This window comes from Qipengyuania marincola, assembly GCF_029688625.1.
In the GTDB taxonomy this organism is placed as follows: Bacteria; Pseudomonadota; Alphaproteobacteria; order Sphingomonadales; family Sphingomonadaceae; genus Qipengyuania.
In genome coordinates this window covers 385369-400714 of record NZ_JARULC010000001.1, presented here as the reverse complement: position 1 = coordinate 400714, position 15346 = coordinate 385369, and the positions used below count along the sequence as shown (strand labels likewise).

The following is a 15346-nucleotide window of genomic DNA, read 5'->3' as shown; positions in this document are numbered from 1 at the left end:
ATGATTGCCCTCCGCCCTCCCGATACGTTCCCCGCCGTGGTCACCGGCGATGGTCCCGCCGCAGCTCACGTCGCGGCGAACAAGAGCGAGATCGATGCAGCGCTGGCAAGCGAAGGCGCGGTGCTGCTGCGTGGTTTCGAGGCATCCGATGGGCAAGCCTTTGACGCCGCGGTCGAGGCCTATGGCGAGAAGGCCTTTACCTATGACGAGTCGCTTTCCAACGCGGTACGGGTGAACGTTACCCCGCGCGTTTTCACTGCCAACGAAGCTCCGCCCGAGGCCGGAATATACCTGCATCACGAAATGGCGCAGACGCCGATCTTCCCGTCGAAACTGTTCTTCTTCTGCGAGATCGCGGCCGAAACCGGTGGCGAAACCCCGCTATGCCGGTCCGACTGCGTGGTCGAAGCGCTGTCGGAGCGGGCTTCAGGGTTCGTGGACAGGCTCGAAAGGCTCGGCGTGCGGTATCGCCACACCATGCCGGGCGAGAACGATGCCCAGTCGGGACAGGGACGTAGCTGGAAATCGACCCTGAGCGCAGAAACGCGCGAAGCTGCGGAAGTGAAGCTGGCTTCGCTCGGGTACGAATGGCGCTGGCTAGACAATGGCGCGCTTGCCGTCACCACGCCGGTCCTGCCGGCAATCCGCAAGCTTCCCGATGGAAGCCGCAGCTTTTTCAATCAGCTGATCGCGGCTTGGCGCGGGTGGGCCGCCGATGAGGGTGGAAGCGTCCGCCCGGTCGCCTATGGCGATGGCAGCGCGATCGATCCCGACGACATGGCGCTCGCGGTCGAATTGGGTGAAGCGCTGTCCTACAACCTCGCCTGGCAACCGGGCGACATCGCCTTGGTGGACAACCACCGTGTGATGCACGGCCGCCGGCCCTTTACCGGCCGGCGTCGCGTGCTTGCTTCGCTGATCGCCTAGGGCAGCGGTTCCCCGCGCGCAGCGGTCAGCACCGCATACCATTGCTGGCGAGTCCAGCGAACATCGCGCAGCCGCGCCAGTTCCGCGATGCGATCCGCATTCTGGCTGCCGGCAATAGGGACCGGGTGGGCAGGATGGGCGGCGATCCAGCTCATCGCGGCGAGCGCGCGGCTGACGCCCTGCTCATGCGCCACGTCATCCAGCGCGGCAGCGACTTCATGCTCACGCGAAGTGTTCGGCGCTGCGATCCGACCGCCACCGAGGGGGGACCATGCCAGGACCGTCATCCGATCACGCAGCGCATGCTCGAGTTGGCCGTCCTCCAGCGGTCCCAGGTGGAGTGCCGACAATTCGGGCTGGGTCGACACCAGCGGAATGTCGAGGAAGTGGCGTAGCGCGTCGATCTGCGACGGCGTGAAATTCGACACGCCGACCGCCCCGACCTTACCGCTGCGCACCGCGTCTTCCAGCGTGCGGGCCAATTCCTCAGGGTGGGTCAGCACGTCGGGGCGATGGACCTGCCACAGCTCGACATGATCGACCTGCAAGCGCGAAAGCGAGGCGTCGATGGCCGAAGCGAGATAGGCTGGCGAGCTGTCATAGGGCACACCCACCACGATCCCACCCTTCGTCGCCAGCACCAGCCGTTCGCGCAGGCCCGGGGTGGACGCGAAGACCTGGCCCAGCAGTGCCTCCGCCGATCCCCAGCCCGGTCCGTCGACGCCGTAGATATCGGCCGTGTCGAACAGGGTTATACCTGCCTCGAGCGCGGTCTCGACCAGCCGCGTCGCCTCCTGGACGCTCCTACCGGCGAAGCGCCACATTCCCCAGGCCGCGGCACTGATGTGCGGCCCTTCCTCGCCCAACGGGCGGGTTTCGGGCGGCAGGGGTAGGAAGTGATCATCGCTCATTCCGGAGGGTCTTTCGTGGTGAAATGTGTACCCAGCCCTCGGAAAAAATCCGCACGGGCGCAACCCTTGCGAACGAATACCGGCGGCAGGCCGAAAGGCGCCGCTACCGTGACCTTGGCGCCACCGACGAAAGGCTCGCCGCTCCACAGGTGCTGCCAATCGTCGCCTGCCGGCAGGTAGCAGGGCCAGTATCTCGCTCCGCTTTCGAGCACCGGCGCCAGAAGCAGGTCCGGGCCATAAAGATACTGCCGTTCTATCCTTCGCGCCTGCAGGTCATCCCAGTAATGCAGAAAAAGCGGACGCTGAAGCGGGAGGCCGGTTCTGGCGGCCTCCTCGCAAAGGTTGCTGGTATATGGTGCCATCGCTGCGTGCAGGCGAGTCATACGCGCGAAATGCGCCAGCAATTCGGGCGTGCTGTCGACCTGAAGATTCTCGTTCGGTCGGTTCCCTTCATGGGTACGCATGACTGGCGTGAATGCGGCCAATTCCGCCCACCGCATGACCAATTCGGAGCTCCGGACATTGCCGAACAGGCTGGTGTATCCGCCGATATCACTGTGATGACAGGGATTGCCGACAAGCCCGGCGGAAAGCGCGGCGACCACGGTCGTTCCGATGCCGTCATGGAAGGAGAAGTCGACTGATTGGTCCCCGGCCCACAAAAGCGGGCAGTATGCCTGCGAACCGCTGTGCCCGGCGCGCATGAAAAAGACCGCCTCGCCGGCTTTGTCTCGCCTCTTCACGGCTTCGGCATTGGTCCGCGCCCACAGCATGGGCCAGCGGTTGTGCGCCAGCATCGCATCGCTGCCATCGGCCAGCGTGGCATCGGTGGGCAGATACTCCCCAAAGTCAGCCATCCATCCCGCGATCCCGATATCGAGCATCTCCCGCCCGATGATACGTTCAGCGAACCAGTCCGCCGCAGCGCCATTCGTCAGATCGACGTGGCCGCAGGTGAAGCCGCCGAAATCGGTGATGCAAGCCCCCTCGCCCGTGTGGTCGCGGACGAGAAAGCCTTTCTCCTCAGCCTCGTGATAAAATTCGCCATCTGTGGCGAGATAGGGGTTCACATAGGCGAGGAAGCGAATGCCCCTTTCCCGCAAATCGGCGATGCGCGCCGCGAGGTTGGGAAAGCGGTCCTCGCTTGCCTTCCAGTCCCAGAACAGGCGCCGGCCGAAGTCGGTCTGGCGGATCCCCGCCCAGTCCTCGCACCACAATCCCGTGACTGCTGCACCCGCAGCAATGATCGCGTCGAGCCGCGCAAAGCTGCGCTCGCCATCCTTCAAGCCGATGATCGCGCCGGATAATGCCCAGTCCGGCAGCGAGGGCGGGTGCCGGAAATATTCCGCAAGAGCCGAGACCAGGTCGAGCATGGTTTCCGCGGAAAAGAATTCGACGCGGCACGGCGCGTCGAAACATCGGACCTGATGCGCGTCGACCAGGGTGAAATCGGCGTGGACATAAGCCGGACTATCGACATGCCACGCGAACAGACGCGAAGACAGGAACGTCGGCTGCGGATAGTTGGTGGTCCAATAGTCGCCGGCTCTCAGCGGCGTTTCCTCCATGTGTCGCGCCAGGGGTCCAGTCGGATCGCGGCCCACTCCCGGCTCGCCGACCCACAGGGGGAAGGCTCGACCGCGCAAGTCGAGATAGGAAAACTGCTCGCCGCCGCCCCAGACACTCTCGTCCTCCAGCGCATGAAGCGACAATTCCACATAGCGAAATTCATCCCTCGCCGGTTGGACCGTCAAGGCGTCGCCAGCGAAATGCGCACGGGCGAGAACTTCCCCATTTCTATCGAGGAATCGGATGGCGTCACCCATCACATGCGCCGCGTCAGCAGCCACCCATTCGACCTGCTCGGCCAAGCGATAATGGCCGAGGTGGCTCTCAACCTCCAGCGCACCGCGGCCGAGGCGAAGACATGGCCTCTGAGAGGTATGCACAAGGACGAGGCGGCCGACGAACCAGACCTCGACGCCGTGCTCGGTTTCGCGAAGATCGAAGCCTGTCACGTTGGTCATATTGCAGAGCGCGCCGACACTGGCGAGCGGATAAGCTGCGGCCTTAATGCGATGAGGGCACTTGACCTGTCAAACGTGCCTTTGAAATAAAGGTTTGAACAAATTGAGGAGCCGTTGGTGGCCACACTAGATCAATGTCCTGCAAATACTCCCGTCCTTGTCGGCGTGGGCCAATTGACCGATCACTGGCAAGGGGGCGACGCTGCAGATGCGCCCTCACCGCAGGATCTGCGCCGCGACGCGGCAGCACTCGCCCTTGCCGACAGCGGCGCTGCAGACGCACTTCGCGTGGCTATCGACCGGATCGTCGCGGTACGCACCACGCCGGACTCCATTCCCGGCGCACCTCAGCCCTTCGGTCGGTGCGAAAATCCGCCGGCAACCGTTGCGGCCGACCTCGGCATCACCGACACCGACAACATCTATTCCGAACTCGGCGGAAACCAGCCGCAGGAACTGGTCAACGAAATCGCCGCGGCCCTCCACGCCGACGAGACCCGTGCGACACTTCTGGTGGGAGCAGAATCGACCCGTGCCTTAAAGGCCGCCGTCCGCGCCGGGTTGCAGCTTGACTGGAGCCGTTCGGCCTCCGGTCCGCAGACCGATCGCGGCTATGGCGGGCCTTTGCTCTCGGCTTACGAAATCCGCAACGGCCTTGGCGCACCCACCCAGACCTATCCTGCCTTCGAACATGCCCTGCGCCACCGACTAGGCAATAGTCGCGACCAGCATGTGGCGTTGATGAGCGAGCTGTGGGCGGGCTTCTCACAGATTGCCGCAGCAAATCCGCACTCGCAATTTCCGCGGGAACGCAGCGAGACTTTCCTTTCGACGCCGAGTGCGGAAAATTATCCGGTCGCCGACCCCTATCTCAAATGGCACGTCGCTCAGGATGCAGTGAATCAGGCGGCGGCGGTGGTGATGACCACTGTCGGCGAGGCCCGGCGACTTGGTATCGATCCTGTCAAATGGGTGTTTCTGCATGGCCATGCAGAGGCCAAGGACGGCTTCGTGACACAGCGACAGGACCTGTCGCGCTCGCTGCCGATCGAAAAAGTATTGCGCCTCGCCCTGGAAACCAGCGGCAAGCACGCTGCGGACATCGCCCTGTTCGACATCTATAGCTGCTTCCCCTGCGCGGTCTTGCTGGCGACCGAGGCACTCGGGATCGACTGGCGCACGCGCCCTGTCACGGTAACGGGCGGACTCCCGTTCTTCGGCGGGCCCGGTAACAATTACTCGCTTCACGCCATTGCCACCATGACCGAGCGGCTGCGCGAAAATCCGGGCGATTTCGGCCTGATCCTCGCCAATGGAGGATTTCTCTCGAAGGAGGCCGCTGGCGTGTACTCGACGCAAGCGCCGGCGGACTGGAAGCCTGTCTCGAGCGATCCGATCCAGCGTGAAATCAATGCTCAGCTTCTCGGTGAACCGGTGGACGAGGCGTGCGAGATGGAAGTCTCGACCTTCACCGTCGTCTACCAGAAAGGCGTTCCGACCCGTGGTTATGTGATTGGCGACGCGCCGCAGGGACGATGCCTTGCCCGGATCGAGAAGGGCGACGCTGGCACGTTAAGCGCTCTGCTGGCCGACGACCCTGTCGGCAAACGTGCCCTGATAAAGCGCGTGGACGACACGAACATTATCGGGACACTTCGATGACCGCGCCCGCCGCGCGTGGCCGAACCCGCGAGAGGATTATCGAAGCCGCGCGCGAACTCATGAGCGAGAAGGACATTCTCGAGGTTTCGATCTCGGAAATCACGCGCCGCGCCGGGACTAATATCGCGTCGGTTAGCTACCATTTCGGCGGGCGCGAAGGGCTGATGGTGTCGATCGCCCGGTCCGATGCCGAATTCGCGATCGGCGAACTGGACAAGCTGATCGCCTCATCCATGAGTCCTCCCGACAAGATCGCGCACCATGTCGCGGGCATCGTACGCGCGTATTATAGGCGGCCCTACCTCCATCGCCTGCTGCACAAGCTGATCCGCGAGGGATCGCGCGAAGCGGCCACGCTCGTGACTGGCTTCTTCAGTCGCCCGGTCGCCGACGCGCGCCGAACGATCATCCAGCAGGGCATCGCGCAGGGCCTGTTCCGTGAGGTGGAGCCCGAACTCATAGGCTATGCGATCGAGGGCGCTTGCGGTCATATCTTCACCTCCGCTGCCTCGCGCGACGCTTTGCTCGGCACCGGCGTGCTGGACGAAGCGCTCGTCGAGCGGTTCGCGCACAGCACCGCCGAGTTGATCGTCCACGGCCTGCTTGCGCCCGGAGTGAACCGCGAGTCGCCCGAAACGGGCTAAAAGCCGAGCCGAACGCCTGCCCAAAGGGTTCGCGGCGCGCCGAGGTCGATCGAACCGGCCTGATCGCGGGTGACGACGGCCTCGTCGGTCAAATTCTCGCCTCTCACTATCAGCGCAACGCCACTACCCACCGAGACCTGCGCAAAAGCGCCCAACGTCGTTGCAGGCGGAAGCCGGTTCTGTTCGAGATCATCTTCGAATTGTGCCCCGACATGGCGAACGTTCAGCGATAGCAACCAATCGGTTGCGGGACGCCACGCAACGCTTGCACCGCCGGCCCATCGCGGCGTCTGTGCCGGCCGATTTCCGTCAAGAGCCAAGGCAGTACCCGAGCCCTTCGCTGCGGCATCGGTAAAGGCCAGCGCAGCGTCGAGCGTGACGCGACCAAACCGCAGCGCGGCCTCCGCCTCGATGCCGCGCGCCTGAATGGCATCGATATTGCGCCGCTGTCGAAGGTTTTGCGCCAGGGTGACGTTCGCAATTGCATCCTTCGCGCGATTATCGAACGCGGTCACTCCGACAGAAAAATCCTCCGAAGGGGCGTAATCAAAACCGATCTCGAACCCTTCAAGGCGCTCGTTCTCCAAGGCTGCATTCGCCTGCGTCACAACGGGAAACACCACGAAGGGACGATAGAGCTCGTTGAGCGTAGGCAGTCTCAGTCCGCTATAGGCCGCTGCGCGAAAGCGAGCTCCGCCGCCAAGGCGGTAGAGAGCGCCGGCGCGAAAGGAAGTCTCCCAACCGGCACGGTCGGGAAAGCGGTCGTCCACGGTCAGGCCGCCCGACCCATCGAGTTCTGCAAAGAAGCCTTCTCGGATCGTGAAGCGGTCGAGACGGACGCCGCCGGTCAACGTCAGCGCGCCGAGCAGGACATCGTTTTCCACGAACAGGCCGAGATCGGTGTTCACGCCCCCGGCATTGCGCCGCGCCGTCACCTGACCGCTAAAGGCGTTGATCGCTGTTTCGTAAAGTTCGCCCTCGCTCCTGCGATAATCGAGGCCAACGCGCAGAAGATTGCGCTCACCCGTCGGCGGGCGAAGCTCGATCTTTCCGCCAAGACCGGTCGAAGGCGTGTTGCGTTGGTCGAGGACAGGCACGAAGCGCGTCGAGCTGATCACCCGATTTGCGAAATTGCGGGCCTGCACATAGCCGAGCACGTCGAACTGCCAGGCCCCCCGGCCGACGATCCGCAGACTTGCATCCTGGCCCTCGCTCAGGCTGTCCGCGCCTTCAAAACGCAGGGTGCGTTCATCGCGATAGACGAGGCCGCGCGCCTGCAGCTCCACCGTGTCGGAGAGCGGCGCCACGCCGCGTATTTGCGCCGAATAGCCGTCAAAACCGGCACGCACGCTCGCCGGTACGCGGTCGCCGACTGGGGTTGTGAAAAAGCCCTGGCCGCGATCCCAACGGCCCGACACGACACCGAAGCCCGCACCTAGAGGGGCAGCGAGGGTGGCGCTCGTTTCCGTTTCGCCGCGGTCATTGGCGAGCAACTGCGCGTCGAACGTCCCGAGAGTTTCCAGCCCGGCACTCTCGAGTTCGATAGTGCCTGCCAGCGCACCGGCCCCGAAGGGACCGGATCCTCCTCCGCGAGTCACGCGGATTTGTTGCAGCCGCTCGGGTGCGAGCGCGCTGAAGGGGATGTAACCGAAGAAGGGGTCGGCCATCGGCACGCCATCCAGCAGGACGAGCGCCCGGCTGGTGGCGTTTCCGCCCAGAGCGCGAAGCGTGGCGCCCTGCGCCGAAGGGTTGGCCGAGCGGCTGTCGGAACGGCGAAACTGTTGAAAGCCCGCGACGGCGGCCAGCGCGTCTTCGATCCGCCCGGACCCGGTTGAGACCAATGTCTCGCGGGAGATGATCTGCGTCGCATAAGCCGGTTCGGAAGGGGTTTCTTCCAGCCCCTCCCCGGTGACAACAATGACGGTAGCTTCGTCTTCAGTCTCCTGCGCACCAAGGGTTTGGGGAATGAGGCTCGCCGCAGCAATGCCCGCGTAGGTGACCAGATACCGGTTCATGCTTGCACGCTTGATACGAAGCGCTGTCTGCGGTCAACCGTCAGGAAGGAGGTTCGGCCTAGAACGGCAGGGCGTAAACGAGCTCACCCCGAAGGCGAGCGCCCGCTTCGGCCTGGCAACGGATCAGCCAGTCGGCCTGGGCCAAGGGCGACTGCGCTCCGCTGAGCTGATTGGTCAGCGGCACCAGCCCCTCACTGGTCGCCCGAGCGCGGACGAAAGTCTCGCGGCTTCCGGTTGCAGCCAATTCGCTGCCGAGACACATGGGTAGAAATTGCAGCTCGGCCCCAGCCGTGCCGCCTTGAAGGCAGGCGAGAAGCGGCTTCAGGAAGAGCCGGGCAGTCACCATCGCGGATGTGGGATTGCCTGGCAGGCCGAGCACGCAGCACCCCCTTGCCATGCCAAACCACACCGGACGACCGGGACGGATCGGCAAGCGCGAGAAAATTTCCTCAAGCCCGTGCTTTGCAAACATTGGCCGTGCCAGATCATATGCGCCAACCGAAGCGCCGCCGGTCACCACCACGCAATCCGCCTGCGCGAGCGCGTCGCCAGCGAAGCGCGTGAGGCCTTCGATCTCGTCCCCGCCCCGCACCACGGACACGACCTGCGCACCGGCAGCCCTGGCGAGCGCGGCGACGCCGAAACTTGCGCTGTCGGCTTGCGTCGCTTCACCGGCTGCGGCCTGGCCCGGGGGGACCAGTTCATCGCCGGTCGCAATGATCGCCACCCGCGGACGGCGCGAGACCTCGCATTCCGAGTGATCTGCGGCCGCAGCTGCCACCATCGCCTGTGGTGTGAGGCGCCGACCCGCTTCCACGAGCACATCGCCCTTCCGGAAATCGCTGCCAGCCGTACGGACATGGCTTGAAGGCCCGAAACCCTCTCGAAACCGCACGCGGTTGCCTTCGATCTCGGCATATTCCTGCATGATGACGCAATCGGCTCCGGCGGGAAGGAAGGCGCCGGTGAAAATCCGCATCGCTTCGGAGGGCTTCAGCTCGACCGAAGGAAGTTCGCCGGCTCGCACCTCGCCCACGCAGGGCAGCCATTCCCCTGTCGCGATAGTCGCGGCAGACACTGCATAGCCGTCCATGATGGAGCAGTCGCGACGTGGCGCATCGTAGCGAGCCGCCAGCGGGGCAGCGAGCCAGCGACCCGCCGCATCGTCGAGCGCCACGGTCTCCGGCCCGAGCGGAGTTATCGCCCGTTCGATCATCGCGATCGCTTCGTCAAAGGTCGGCATGTCGCTCGCGCTCAACCGCCAATCGAGGCGAGATGCGGGGTGGCACCACTATCGCCTTCATGAAGCCGATGCCCCTGGCGTTTCATCGGCATTGCCTTGCAGATCGTCGCGACAAGCTCATCACCTTGCGCATCGTCTTGCAATAGCGGTCGCAGATCGATGCCGCCGTCGCCGAACAGGCACAGATGAAGTTTGCCCCGGCTCGAAAGGCGCAGGCGATTGCAGCTGTCACAAAACCCCTCGGAGTAGGGCGCGATCAGGCCGATCGTTCCTGCATGATCGGGATGGGCGTAATCGGTAGAGGGACCGGCGCCCGGTTCGCGCGGCCGGGCAACCCAGCCCTCACGCACCAATCTTGTCCGCACCATTTCGGCGGGGCGTGCATCACGCGAATGAAGCGCGACATTATCGTTGGTGCGCATCAGCTCGATAAAGCGCCACGCGACCGGCCGCCCGGAAACGAAGGCCCGGATACGCGCCCATTCCGCATCGTCCAGGTCGCCCATGAGCACGCTATTGACCTTCACTGCAGCGAAACCCAGCGTCAGCGCTCGGTCGATACCCGTGACGATCTGGTCCAGCCGGTCATGGCCGGTGATCCGTGCAAACCGCTCCGGCTCCAGCGTGTCGATACTGACGTTGATGGCGTCGATGCCCGCCGCGCGCCAGGCCTGCGCCTCGCGCGCAAGGCGGTACCCATTGGTCGTCATCGCCACGCGCCGTATGCCAGGCACCTCTGCAACTGCCTGCGTTATGGCAATAAAGTCGCTATGTACCGTCGGCTCGCCCCCGGTGAGGCGGACCTTCCACAAGCCCAGACGCGCGAAGGCCGTGACGGCCCGCACCATCTCGGCTGAGGACAACTCTTCGGTCAGTCCCCTGCGCTTTTCGAAGCCGTTCGGCAGACAGTAGGTACAGCGAAAATTGCAGCGCTCGGTCAACGACAGTCGCAGGTAGGAAAAGCGGCGTGCAAACCCGTCCTCAAGCCCGGCGAGGGACGCAGTCGGCTGCAACGAGGGGGATTCGGTCCGCGACACCAGACCATGCTAGGCGTTATGTGCCCTGAAATCTACCGATCACGCTGGGTGGCGGAGAGGGAGGGATTCGAACCCTCGATAGGCTTGCACCTATACTGCATTTCGAGTGCAGCGCATTCGACCACTCTGCCACCTCTCCGCATGCCGGGTGTGCTTCATGGGCCGCGGGGCCCCGGTCGAAGCGAGGCGCGCCGATTAGCGAAGCTGCCGCCCCTTGCCAAGCCCTTTCGCGCGCGAAATCCGGGGATGGTGGGGGCGGCAATCTTGTTTCCGGCCACGATTACCCCATATCCTTGGAATTCATGGAACGCGCACAGTTTTTCTCCGCCCAGGCCGGTCGCACGATCGAGGCACCCCGACGCATCAAGACCCGCTTCGCCATAGGTGATGTGGTCAAGCACAAGGTGTTCGATTTCCGCGGCGTGATTTTCGATATCGATCCGGTCTTCGCGAATTCGGAAGAGTGGTACGATGCGATCCCCGAGGAGATCCGGCCCGACCGCGACCAGCCGTTCTACCACCTCCTCGCCGAGAGCGACGAGAACACGTATGTCGCCTATGTCAGCCAGCAGAATCTGCTAAATGACGCTGCCGGTGGCCCCGTCGAGCATCCGGACGTCCATGCCTATTTCCAGCAGTTCGAAAGCGGCCGCTATCGCATGCGGCGCAGCCTGACCCACTGATCGCGGCCGCCCGGCCCCGGGTCAGTTCTTGATCTTCCAGCCCGATTTCAGCAGCCGGTAGGCGATTGCCGCCAGCGCGATATTGACCGCGAGCAGCCCGAGCGCAGACCATGCGACGGCGCGATCCGGACCGATATCGCTTTCGCCCAGAAAACCGTAGCGAAAGCCCGAGATCACGTAAAAGAACGGGTTCGCCCGGCTCACCGCCTGGAAGGCGGGCGCAAGCCGGTCGATGATGTAAAACGTGCCGGAGAGCATCGCCAGCGGCGAAATCACGAAATTTGTGACCGCGGCGTTATGATCGAATTTCTCCGCCCAGATCGAAGCCATGAGACCGAGTGTGGCGAGCATGATCGCGCCCATCAGTCCGAACCAGGCCACTGCCCACGGATGGGCCATCGCCAGACTCACGCCGGGATAGAGGAGCATGGCGGCAGCCACGACAAATCCGACTGCGATGGCGCGGGTCACGGCTGCCCCGACGATGCCTGCCATCAGTTCCCCTTCGGACAGCGGCGGCATGAGCAGGTCGATGATGGTCCCCTGGATCTTGCCGGACAGAAGCGAAAAGCTGGAATTGGCGAATGAATTCTGCATCATCGCCATGGCGATCAGGCCCGGCGCGACGAAGGTCGGGAAGTTTACGCCAAGGACCTCGCGACCACCACGGCCCAAAGCGACCGAAAAGATCACGAGAAACAGCAGCGTGGTTACCGCCGGCGCCCAGATTGTCTGGGTCTGCACCTTGAGAAACCGCCGAACCTCCTTAATATAGAGGCTCCACAATCCCACGCGGTTGATGCCGGTGATGACCGGTTTGCCGCGCTCGGGAAAATTGCCTGCTCCCGGGCCCTCGCCCTCGACGAAACTGGCGTCAGCATGCTTGGCGCCCGAGGGGGCAGGATTGACTTGATCGGCCATGGCTGCGCGCCTACGGCCACGACCTGCGTCTTGGCAAGCGCAAGACGACACGAATGATACAGGATTCGCGAATGAGCTGGACCGACGAACGGATCGCAACACTCAAGAAGATGTGGGAAGGCGGATCGACCGCCAGCCAGATCGCCGATGAGCTTGGCGGTGTGAGCCGCAATGCTGTGATCGGAAAGGCGCATCGTCTCGGCCTCAAGTCGCGTCCTTCGCCGGTCAAGGCCAATGAAAAGAAGAAGGCTGCGAGCCCGCCCAAGGCGACTGCCAAGCCCGCCCCCAAGTCCGCCCCCAAGTCCGCGCCAAAACCGGCGGCAAAAGCCACCGCGCCCGCTCGGCCGGCAGCAAAACCTGCACCAAAGCCGGAAGCTGCCGTTCCTTCGCAGCCCCTGCCCGACAAGCGGCCCGATCTGCCGAAGATCGTCTCGGTCGGACCGGGCGGCTTTTTACGCCAGGGCCCCGGCGATCAGCAGGCACCGATCCCGCCCGCTCCGCCGCGCCGCCTGGTGCCCGCCAAGCCCGATCCCTCGATCGCCGACAAGACCAGCCTGCTCGACCTGTCGGACAAGGTATGCCGCTGGCCGATGGGCCATCCGGGCGAACCCGATTTCCATTTCTGCGGCGAGGCCGTGAACCCGGGCTTTCCCTATTGCGTCGAGCATTGCGGCCGGGCCTATCAGGCACAGCTGCCGCGCGGCGCGCGCCGCCCGCCTCCGCCATTGCCCTTCGGCGGACCTCGCGTCCGCTAAACCTGGAATGTGGAGGCCCGGCAGTCGCACGACCGCCGGGCCTTTTCATTCTGGATGATTGTCACTCACGGGAGAGAGAACCATGCCCCTGTCACTCCACGCCGCCTACGTCCCCAGCGCCCTCCAGATGCTCGGCACCGCGCGCCATCTCGTCGACACGGCGGAGAAATGGTGCGGCGAGAACAATCATTCGGAAGCCGATCTTGTCACCTCCTGCCTGCATGAAGATATGCTGCCCTTCAGCTACCAGATCAAATCGGTCGCTGAGCACACGCAAGGGTCGATCGAAGGCCTGCGGGAGGGCGTCTATTCGCCTGACCTCACTCCGCCGCCGATGACCTTCGATGCGCTGCGCGAAAAGCTCACCGCCGCTCTCGATGCCATGAATGGTCTTACCGAAGAAGAGATGGAGAGCTTTATCGGCCAGCCGATGCGCTTCGAATTCAAGGGAAACCGCATGGACTTCACGGCGGAGGATTTCCTCCTCAGCTTCAGCCAGCCGAACTTCTATTTCCACTGCGCGACCGGGTACGACATCTTGCGCATGAAGGGCGTGCCCGTCGGCAAGCGCGACTTCCTCGGCCGCCTACGGATCAAGAGCTAGCGAGGAATCTTGAGCGCTTCCGCGCGAACCAGATCGTGTGGCGCGGCCCCTTGTTATTGGGCCGCGCCCGGACCTCGCGCACCTCGACGTCGAAGCCCGCATCCTTCAGCTTGCGGGTAAACTTGTGGTCGGGCGCGGCGGACCAGACGGACAGCACGCCGCCGGGCTTCAGTGCATCGCGGGCCTTCGCAAGACCCGTGGCGCTGTAAATGCGGTAATTGGCATCCCGCACGATCCCGTCGGGGCCATTGTCGACGTCGAGCAGGATGGCATCGTACTTCTCGCTGGTCCCGTCATTGGCATCGTCGATCAGCGCTGCAACGTCGCACAGGACAATCTCTCCACGCGGATCGGCAAGGCTTTCGCCGGTAAGATGCGCCAACGGTCCCTTCGCCCAATCGAGGATTTCGGGAACGATTTCCGCGACCGTCACCGAAGCGTCTTCAGGCAGCTGATCGAGTGCCGCGCGGTAGGTGAACCCCATGCCATAACCGCCGATCAGCACGCGCGGCCGCGCGGCCTCGAGCTCTCCAAGCGTGAGGACGGCCAGCTGCTCTTCCGAGAATTGCATCCGTGTCCCCATCAGCTCGTCACGACCGAGCATGATGATGAAGTCATGTCCGTGGCTGACGAGAGTGAGGGTCTCGCCATCGGGCACTTCGGCGGTGGCTATGGTCTCGCGGGGCAGCATGCCGCTGCCCTTAGCGCCTTGGCACGCTCGATGCACGCCGGAACATCCCGGTGCCTGAGAGCATATAGGATGGGCCACTACAGGAGCCGTCTGCATGTCTACCAAAGCCCGCATTGCTGTCGTCAAAGAGGCAGGATCGAATTTTGAGATGGTCGAAGGATCCATCGCCGAACCCGGACCGCATGAAGTCCTGATCGAGGTCGTTGCGGCAGGTGTGTGTCATACCGATCTTGCCGTGCAGAATGGTGACCTGCCGACCAATTTTCCGGTCGTCCTGGGCCATGAGGGATCTGGCCGGGTCATGGCGGTGGGGGGACATGTCGAAGGTCTTGCGCCGGGCGACAATGTCGTTCTGTCTTACGGTTCCTGCGGGCATTGCCGCCCGTGCCAGGAAGGCGACCCGGCCTATTGCGCCGATTTCGAAGCGCTCAACTTCATGAACAAACGGCAGGGCAGCGACGATCCGGTATATGCCGATGGCCCGAACGCTGCCTTCTTCCAGCAGTCGAGCTTCGCGACCCATGCAATCGCGCACCAGCGCAATGTCGTGAAGATCGACGGCGATATCGATATCTCGCTGCTCGGGCCGCTGGGCTGCGGCATCCAGACCGGCGCGGGTGCCGTCCTGCGCACCGCGCAACCTCCCGCCGGGTCGGCCCTGCTTGTTTCGGGCGTTGGCAGCGTGGGCATGTCGGCGGTCATGGCCGCAAAGCTTGCCGGATGCCGCACCATCATAGCGGTTGACATGAACGAGGACCGATTGGCGCTTGCGCAAGAACTCGGCGCAACTCATTCGATCAAGGTTTCCAAGGAAACGGACGTCGCGGAAAAGGTACGCGAGATCGTTGCCGAGGGTGTCGATTACGCCATCGAGTGCAGCGGAAATGCGAAGGCTGCCCGTTCTGCGTGGAGCAGTCTGGCCAAGCGAGGGACCCTGGTGGTGGTCGGCGCGCCGCCTTCCGGCACCGACTACAGTTTCGACGCCAACGAACAGATTCTGAGCGGTCGCAAGATCGTTGGCTGCGTCGAAGGCGATGCGAAGGTGAAGCAGTTCATCCCGACGCTCGTCGAGCTATATCGGCAAGGCCGCTTTCCGTTCGATCGGCTGGTGGAGCGATACCCCTTCGAGAAGATCAACGACGCCGTCGCCGACCTTCATGATGGCAGGGTGCTGAAGCCGATTCTCGAGATGGGCTAGATCGACCGGAACCAATGAAAAGGGGGCC

14 protein-coding genes and 1 tRNA gene are annotated in these 15346 nt (G+C 63.7%); 7 read left to right on the top strand and 8 right to left on the bottom strand.

Annotated elements, in window-relative coordinates:
* Positions 1-927, top strand: coding sequence for a TauD/TfdA family dioxygenase (locus tag P8Q88_RS02015; RefSeq protein WP_278322154.1), 927 nt, complete (start codon positions 1-3; stop codon positions 925-927).
* Here the strand turns inward: P8Q88_RS02015 and P8Q88_RS02010 are convergent.
* Together P8Q88_RS02010 and P8Q88_RS02005 are read right to left on the bottom strand one after the other, a co-directional pair.
* Positions 924-1838: an aldo/keto reductase gene (locus P8Q88_RS02010; protein ID WP_278322153.1), complete on the bottom strand. Its 915-nt coding sequence runs from the start codon at positions 1836-1838 to the stop codon at positions 924-926. The genes P8Q88_RS02015 and P8Q88_RS02010 overlap by 4 nt on opposite strands.
* Positions 1835-3865 (bottom strand): alpha-glucosidase, encoded by a 2031-nt coding sequence (locus P8Q88_RS02005; RefSeq protein WP_278322152.1) that lies wholly within the window; start codon positions 3863-3865, stop codon positions 1835-1837. Before P8Q88_RS02005 ends, P8Q88_RS02010 begins: the two co-directional genes overlap by 4 nt.
* A 117-nt stretch (positions 3866-3982) precedes the next feature.
* Between P8Q88_RS02005 and P8Q88_RS02000 the strand changes: the two genes are divergently transcribed.
* Both P8Q88_RS02000 and P8Q88_RS01995 read left to right on the top strand, forming a co-directional pair.
* Positions 3983-5527: a hypothetical protein gene (locus tag P8Q88_RS02000; protein ID WP_278322151.1), complete on the top strand. Its 1545-nt coding sequence runs from the start codon at positions 3983-3985 to the stop codon at positions 5525-5527.
* The gene (locus P8Q88_RS01995) at positions 5524-6171 is read left to right on the top strand and encodes a TetR family transcriptional regulator (RefSeq protein WP_278322150.1); all 648 of its coding nucleotides are present in this window, start codon (positions 5524-5526) and stop codon (positions 6169-6171) included. Before P8Q88_RS02000 ends, P8Q88_RS01995 begins: the two co-directional genes overlap by 4 nt.
* Here the strand turns inward: P8Q88_RS01995 and P8Q88_RS01990 are convergent.
* The 4 genes from P8Q88_RS01990 to P8Q88_RS01975 all read right to left on the bottom strand — a co-directional run bounded on the left by P8Q88_RS01990 (position 6168) and on the right by P8Q88_RS01975 (position 10605).
* Complete coding sequence (locus P8Q88_RS01990) at positions 6168-8186, bottom strand: TonB-dependent receptor plug domain-containing protein (RefSeq protein ID WP_278322149.1); 2019 nt, start codon at positions 8184-8186, stop codon at positions 6168-6170. The genes P8Q88_RS01995 and P8Q88_RS01990 overlap by 4 nt on opposite strands.
* Before the next feature lie 58 nt (positions 8187-8244).
* Positions 8245-9429: a molybdopterin molybdotransferase MoeA gene (locus P8Q88_RS01985; protein ID WP_278322148.1), complete on the bottom strand. Its 1185-nt coding sequence runs from the start codon at positions 9427-9429 to the stop codon at positions 8245-8247.
* A gap of 11 nt (positions 9430-9440) precedes the next feature.
* On the bottom strand, positions 9441-10466 hold the full coding sequence (gene moaA / locus P8Q88_RS01980; RefSeq protein WP_278322147.1) for a GTP 3',8-cyclase MoaA: 1026 nt from the start codon (positions 10464-10466) through the stop codon (positions 9441-9443).
* Between the two features lie 49 nt (positions 10467-10515).
* Positions 10516-10605, bottom strand: a tRNA-Ser gene (locus P8Q88_RS01975).
* A 163-nt stretch (positions 10606-10768) separates the two neighbouring features.
* Between P8Q88_RS01975 and hspQ the strand changes: the two genes are divergently transcribed.
* Positions 10769-11149 carry a heat shock protein HspQ gene (gene hspQ / locus P8Q88_RS01970; RefSeq protein WP_278322146.1) on the top strand — a complete coding sequence of 127 codons (381 nt, stop codon included), beginning with the start codon at positions 10769-10771 and terminating at the stop codon, positions 11147-11149.
* A gap of 21 nt (positions 11150-11170) precedes the next feature.
* Here the strand turns inward: hspQ and P8Q88_RS01965 are convergent, their stop codons facing one another.
* Positions 11171-12070, bottom strand: coding sequence for an ABC transporter permease (locus tag P8Q88_RS01965; RefSeq protein ID WP_278322145.1), 900 nt, complete (start codon positions 12068-12070; stop codon positions 11171-11173).
* A gap of 71 nt (positions 12071-12141) precedes the next feature.
* Here P8Q88_RS01965 and P8Q88_RS01960 point away from each other — a divergent pair, with 71 nt between their 5' ends.
* Together P8Q88_RS01960 and P8Q88_RS01955 are read left to right on the top strand one after the other, a co-directional pair.
* Entirely contained in the window at positions 12142-12825 is a 684-nt protein-coding gene (locus P8Q88_RS01960; protein WP_278322144.1) for a GcrA family cell cycle regulator, read from the top strand.
* A gap of 82 nt (positions 12826-12907) precedes the next feature.
* Positions 12908-13429 (top strand): DUF1993 domain-containing protein, encoded by a 522-nt coding sequence (locus tag P8Q88_RS01955; RefSeq protein ID WP_278322143.1) that lies wholly within the window; start codon positions 12908-12910, stop codon positions 13427-13429.
* Here the strand turns inward: P8Q88_RS01955 and P8Q88_RS01950 are convergent.
* On the bottom strand, positions 13419-14120 hold the full coding sequence (locus P8Q88_RS01950) for a spermidine synthase family protein (RefSeq protein WP_278322142.1): 702 nt from the start codon (positions 14118-14120) through the stop codon (positions 13419-13421). The genes P8Q88_RS01955 and P8Q88_RS01950 overlap by 11 nt on opposite strands.
* Before the next feature lie 94 nt (positions 14121-14214).
* Here P8Q88_RS01950 and P8Q88_RS01945 point away from each other — a divergent pair, with 94 nt between their 5' ends.
* A complete protein-coding gene (locus P8Q88_RS01945) occupies positions 14215-15318 on the top strand; it encodes an NAD(P)-dependent alcohol dehydrogenase (protein ID WP_278322141.1) in 1104 nt (367 codons plus the stop codon).
* Positions 15319-15346 lie beyond the last annotated feature (28 nt).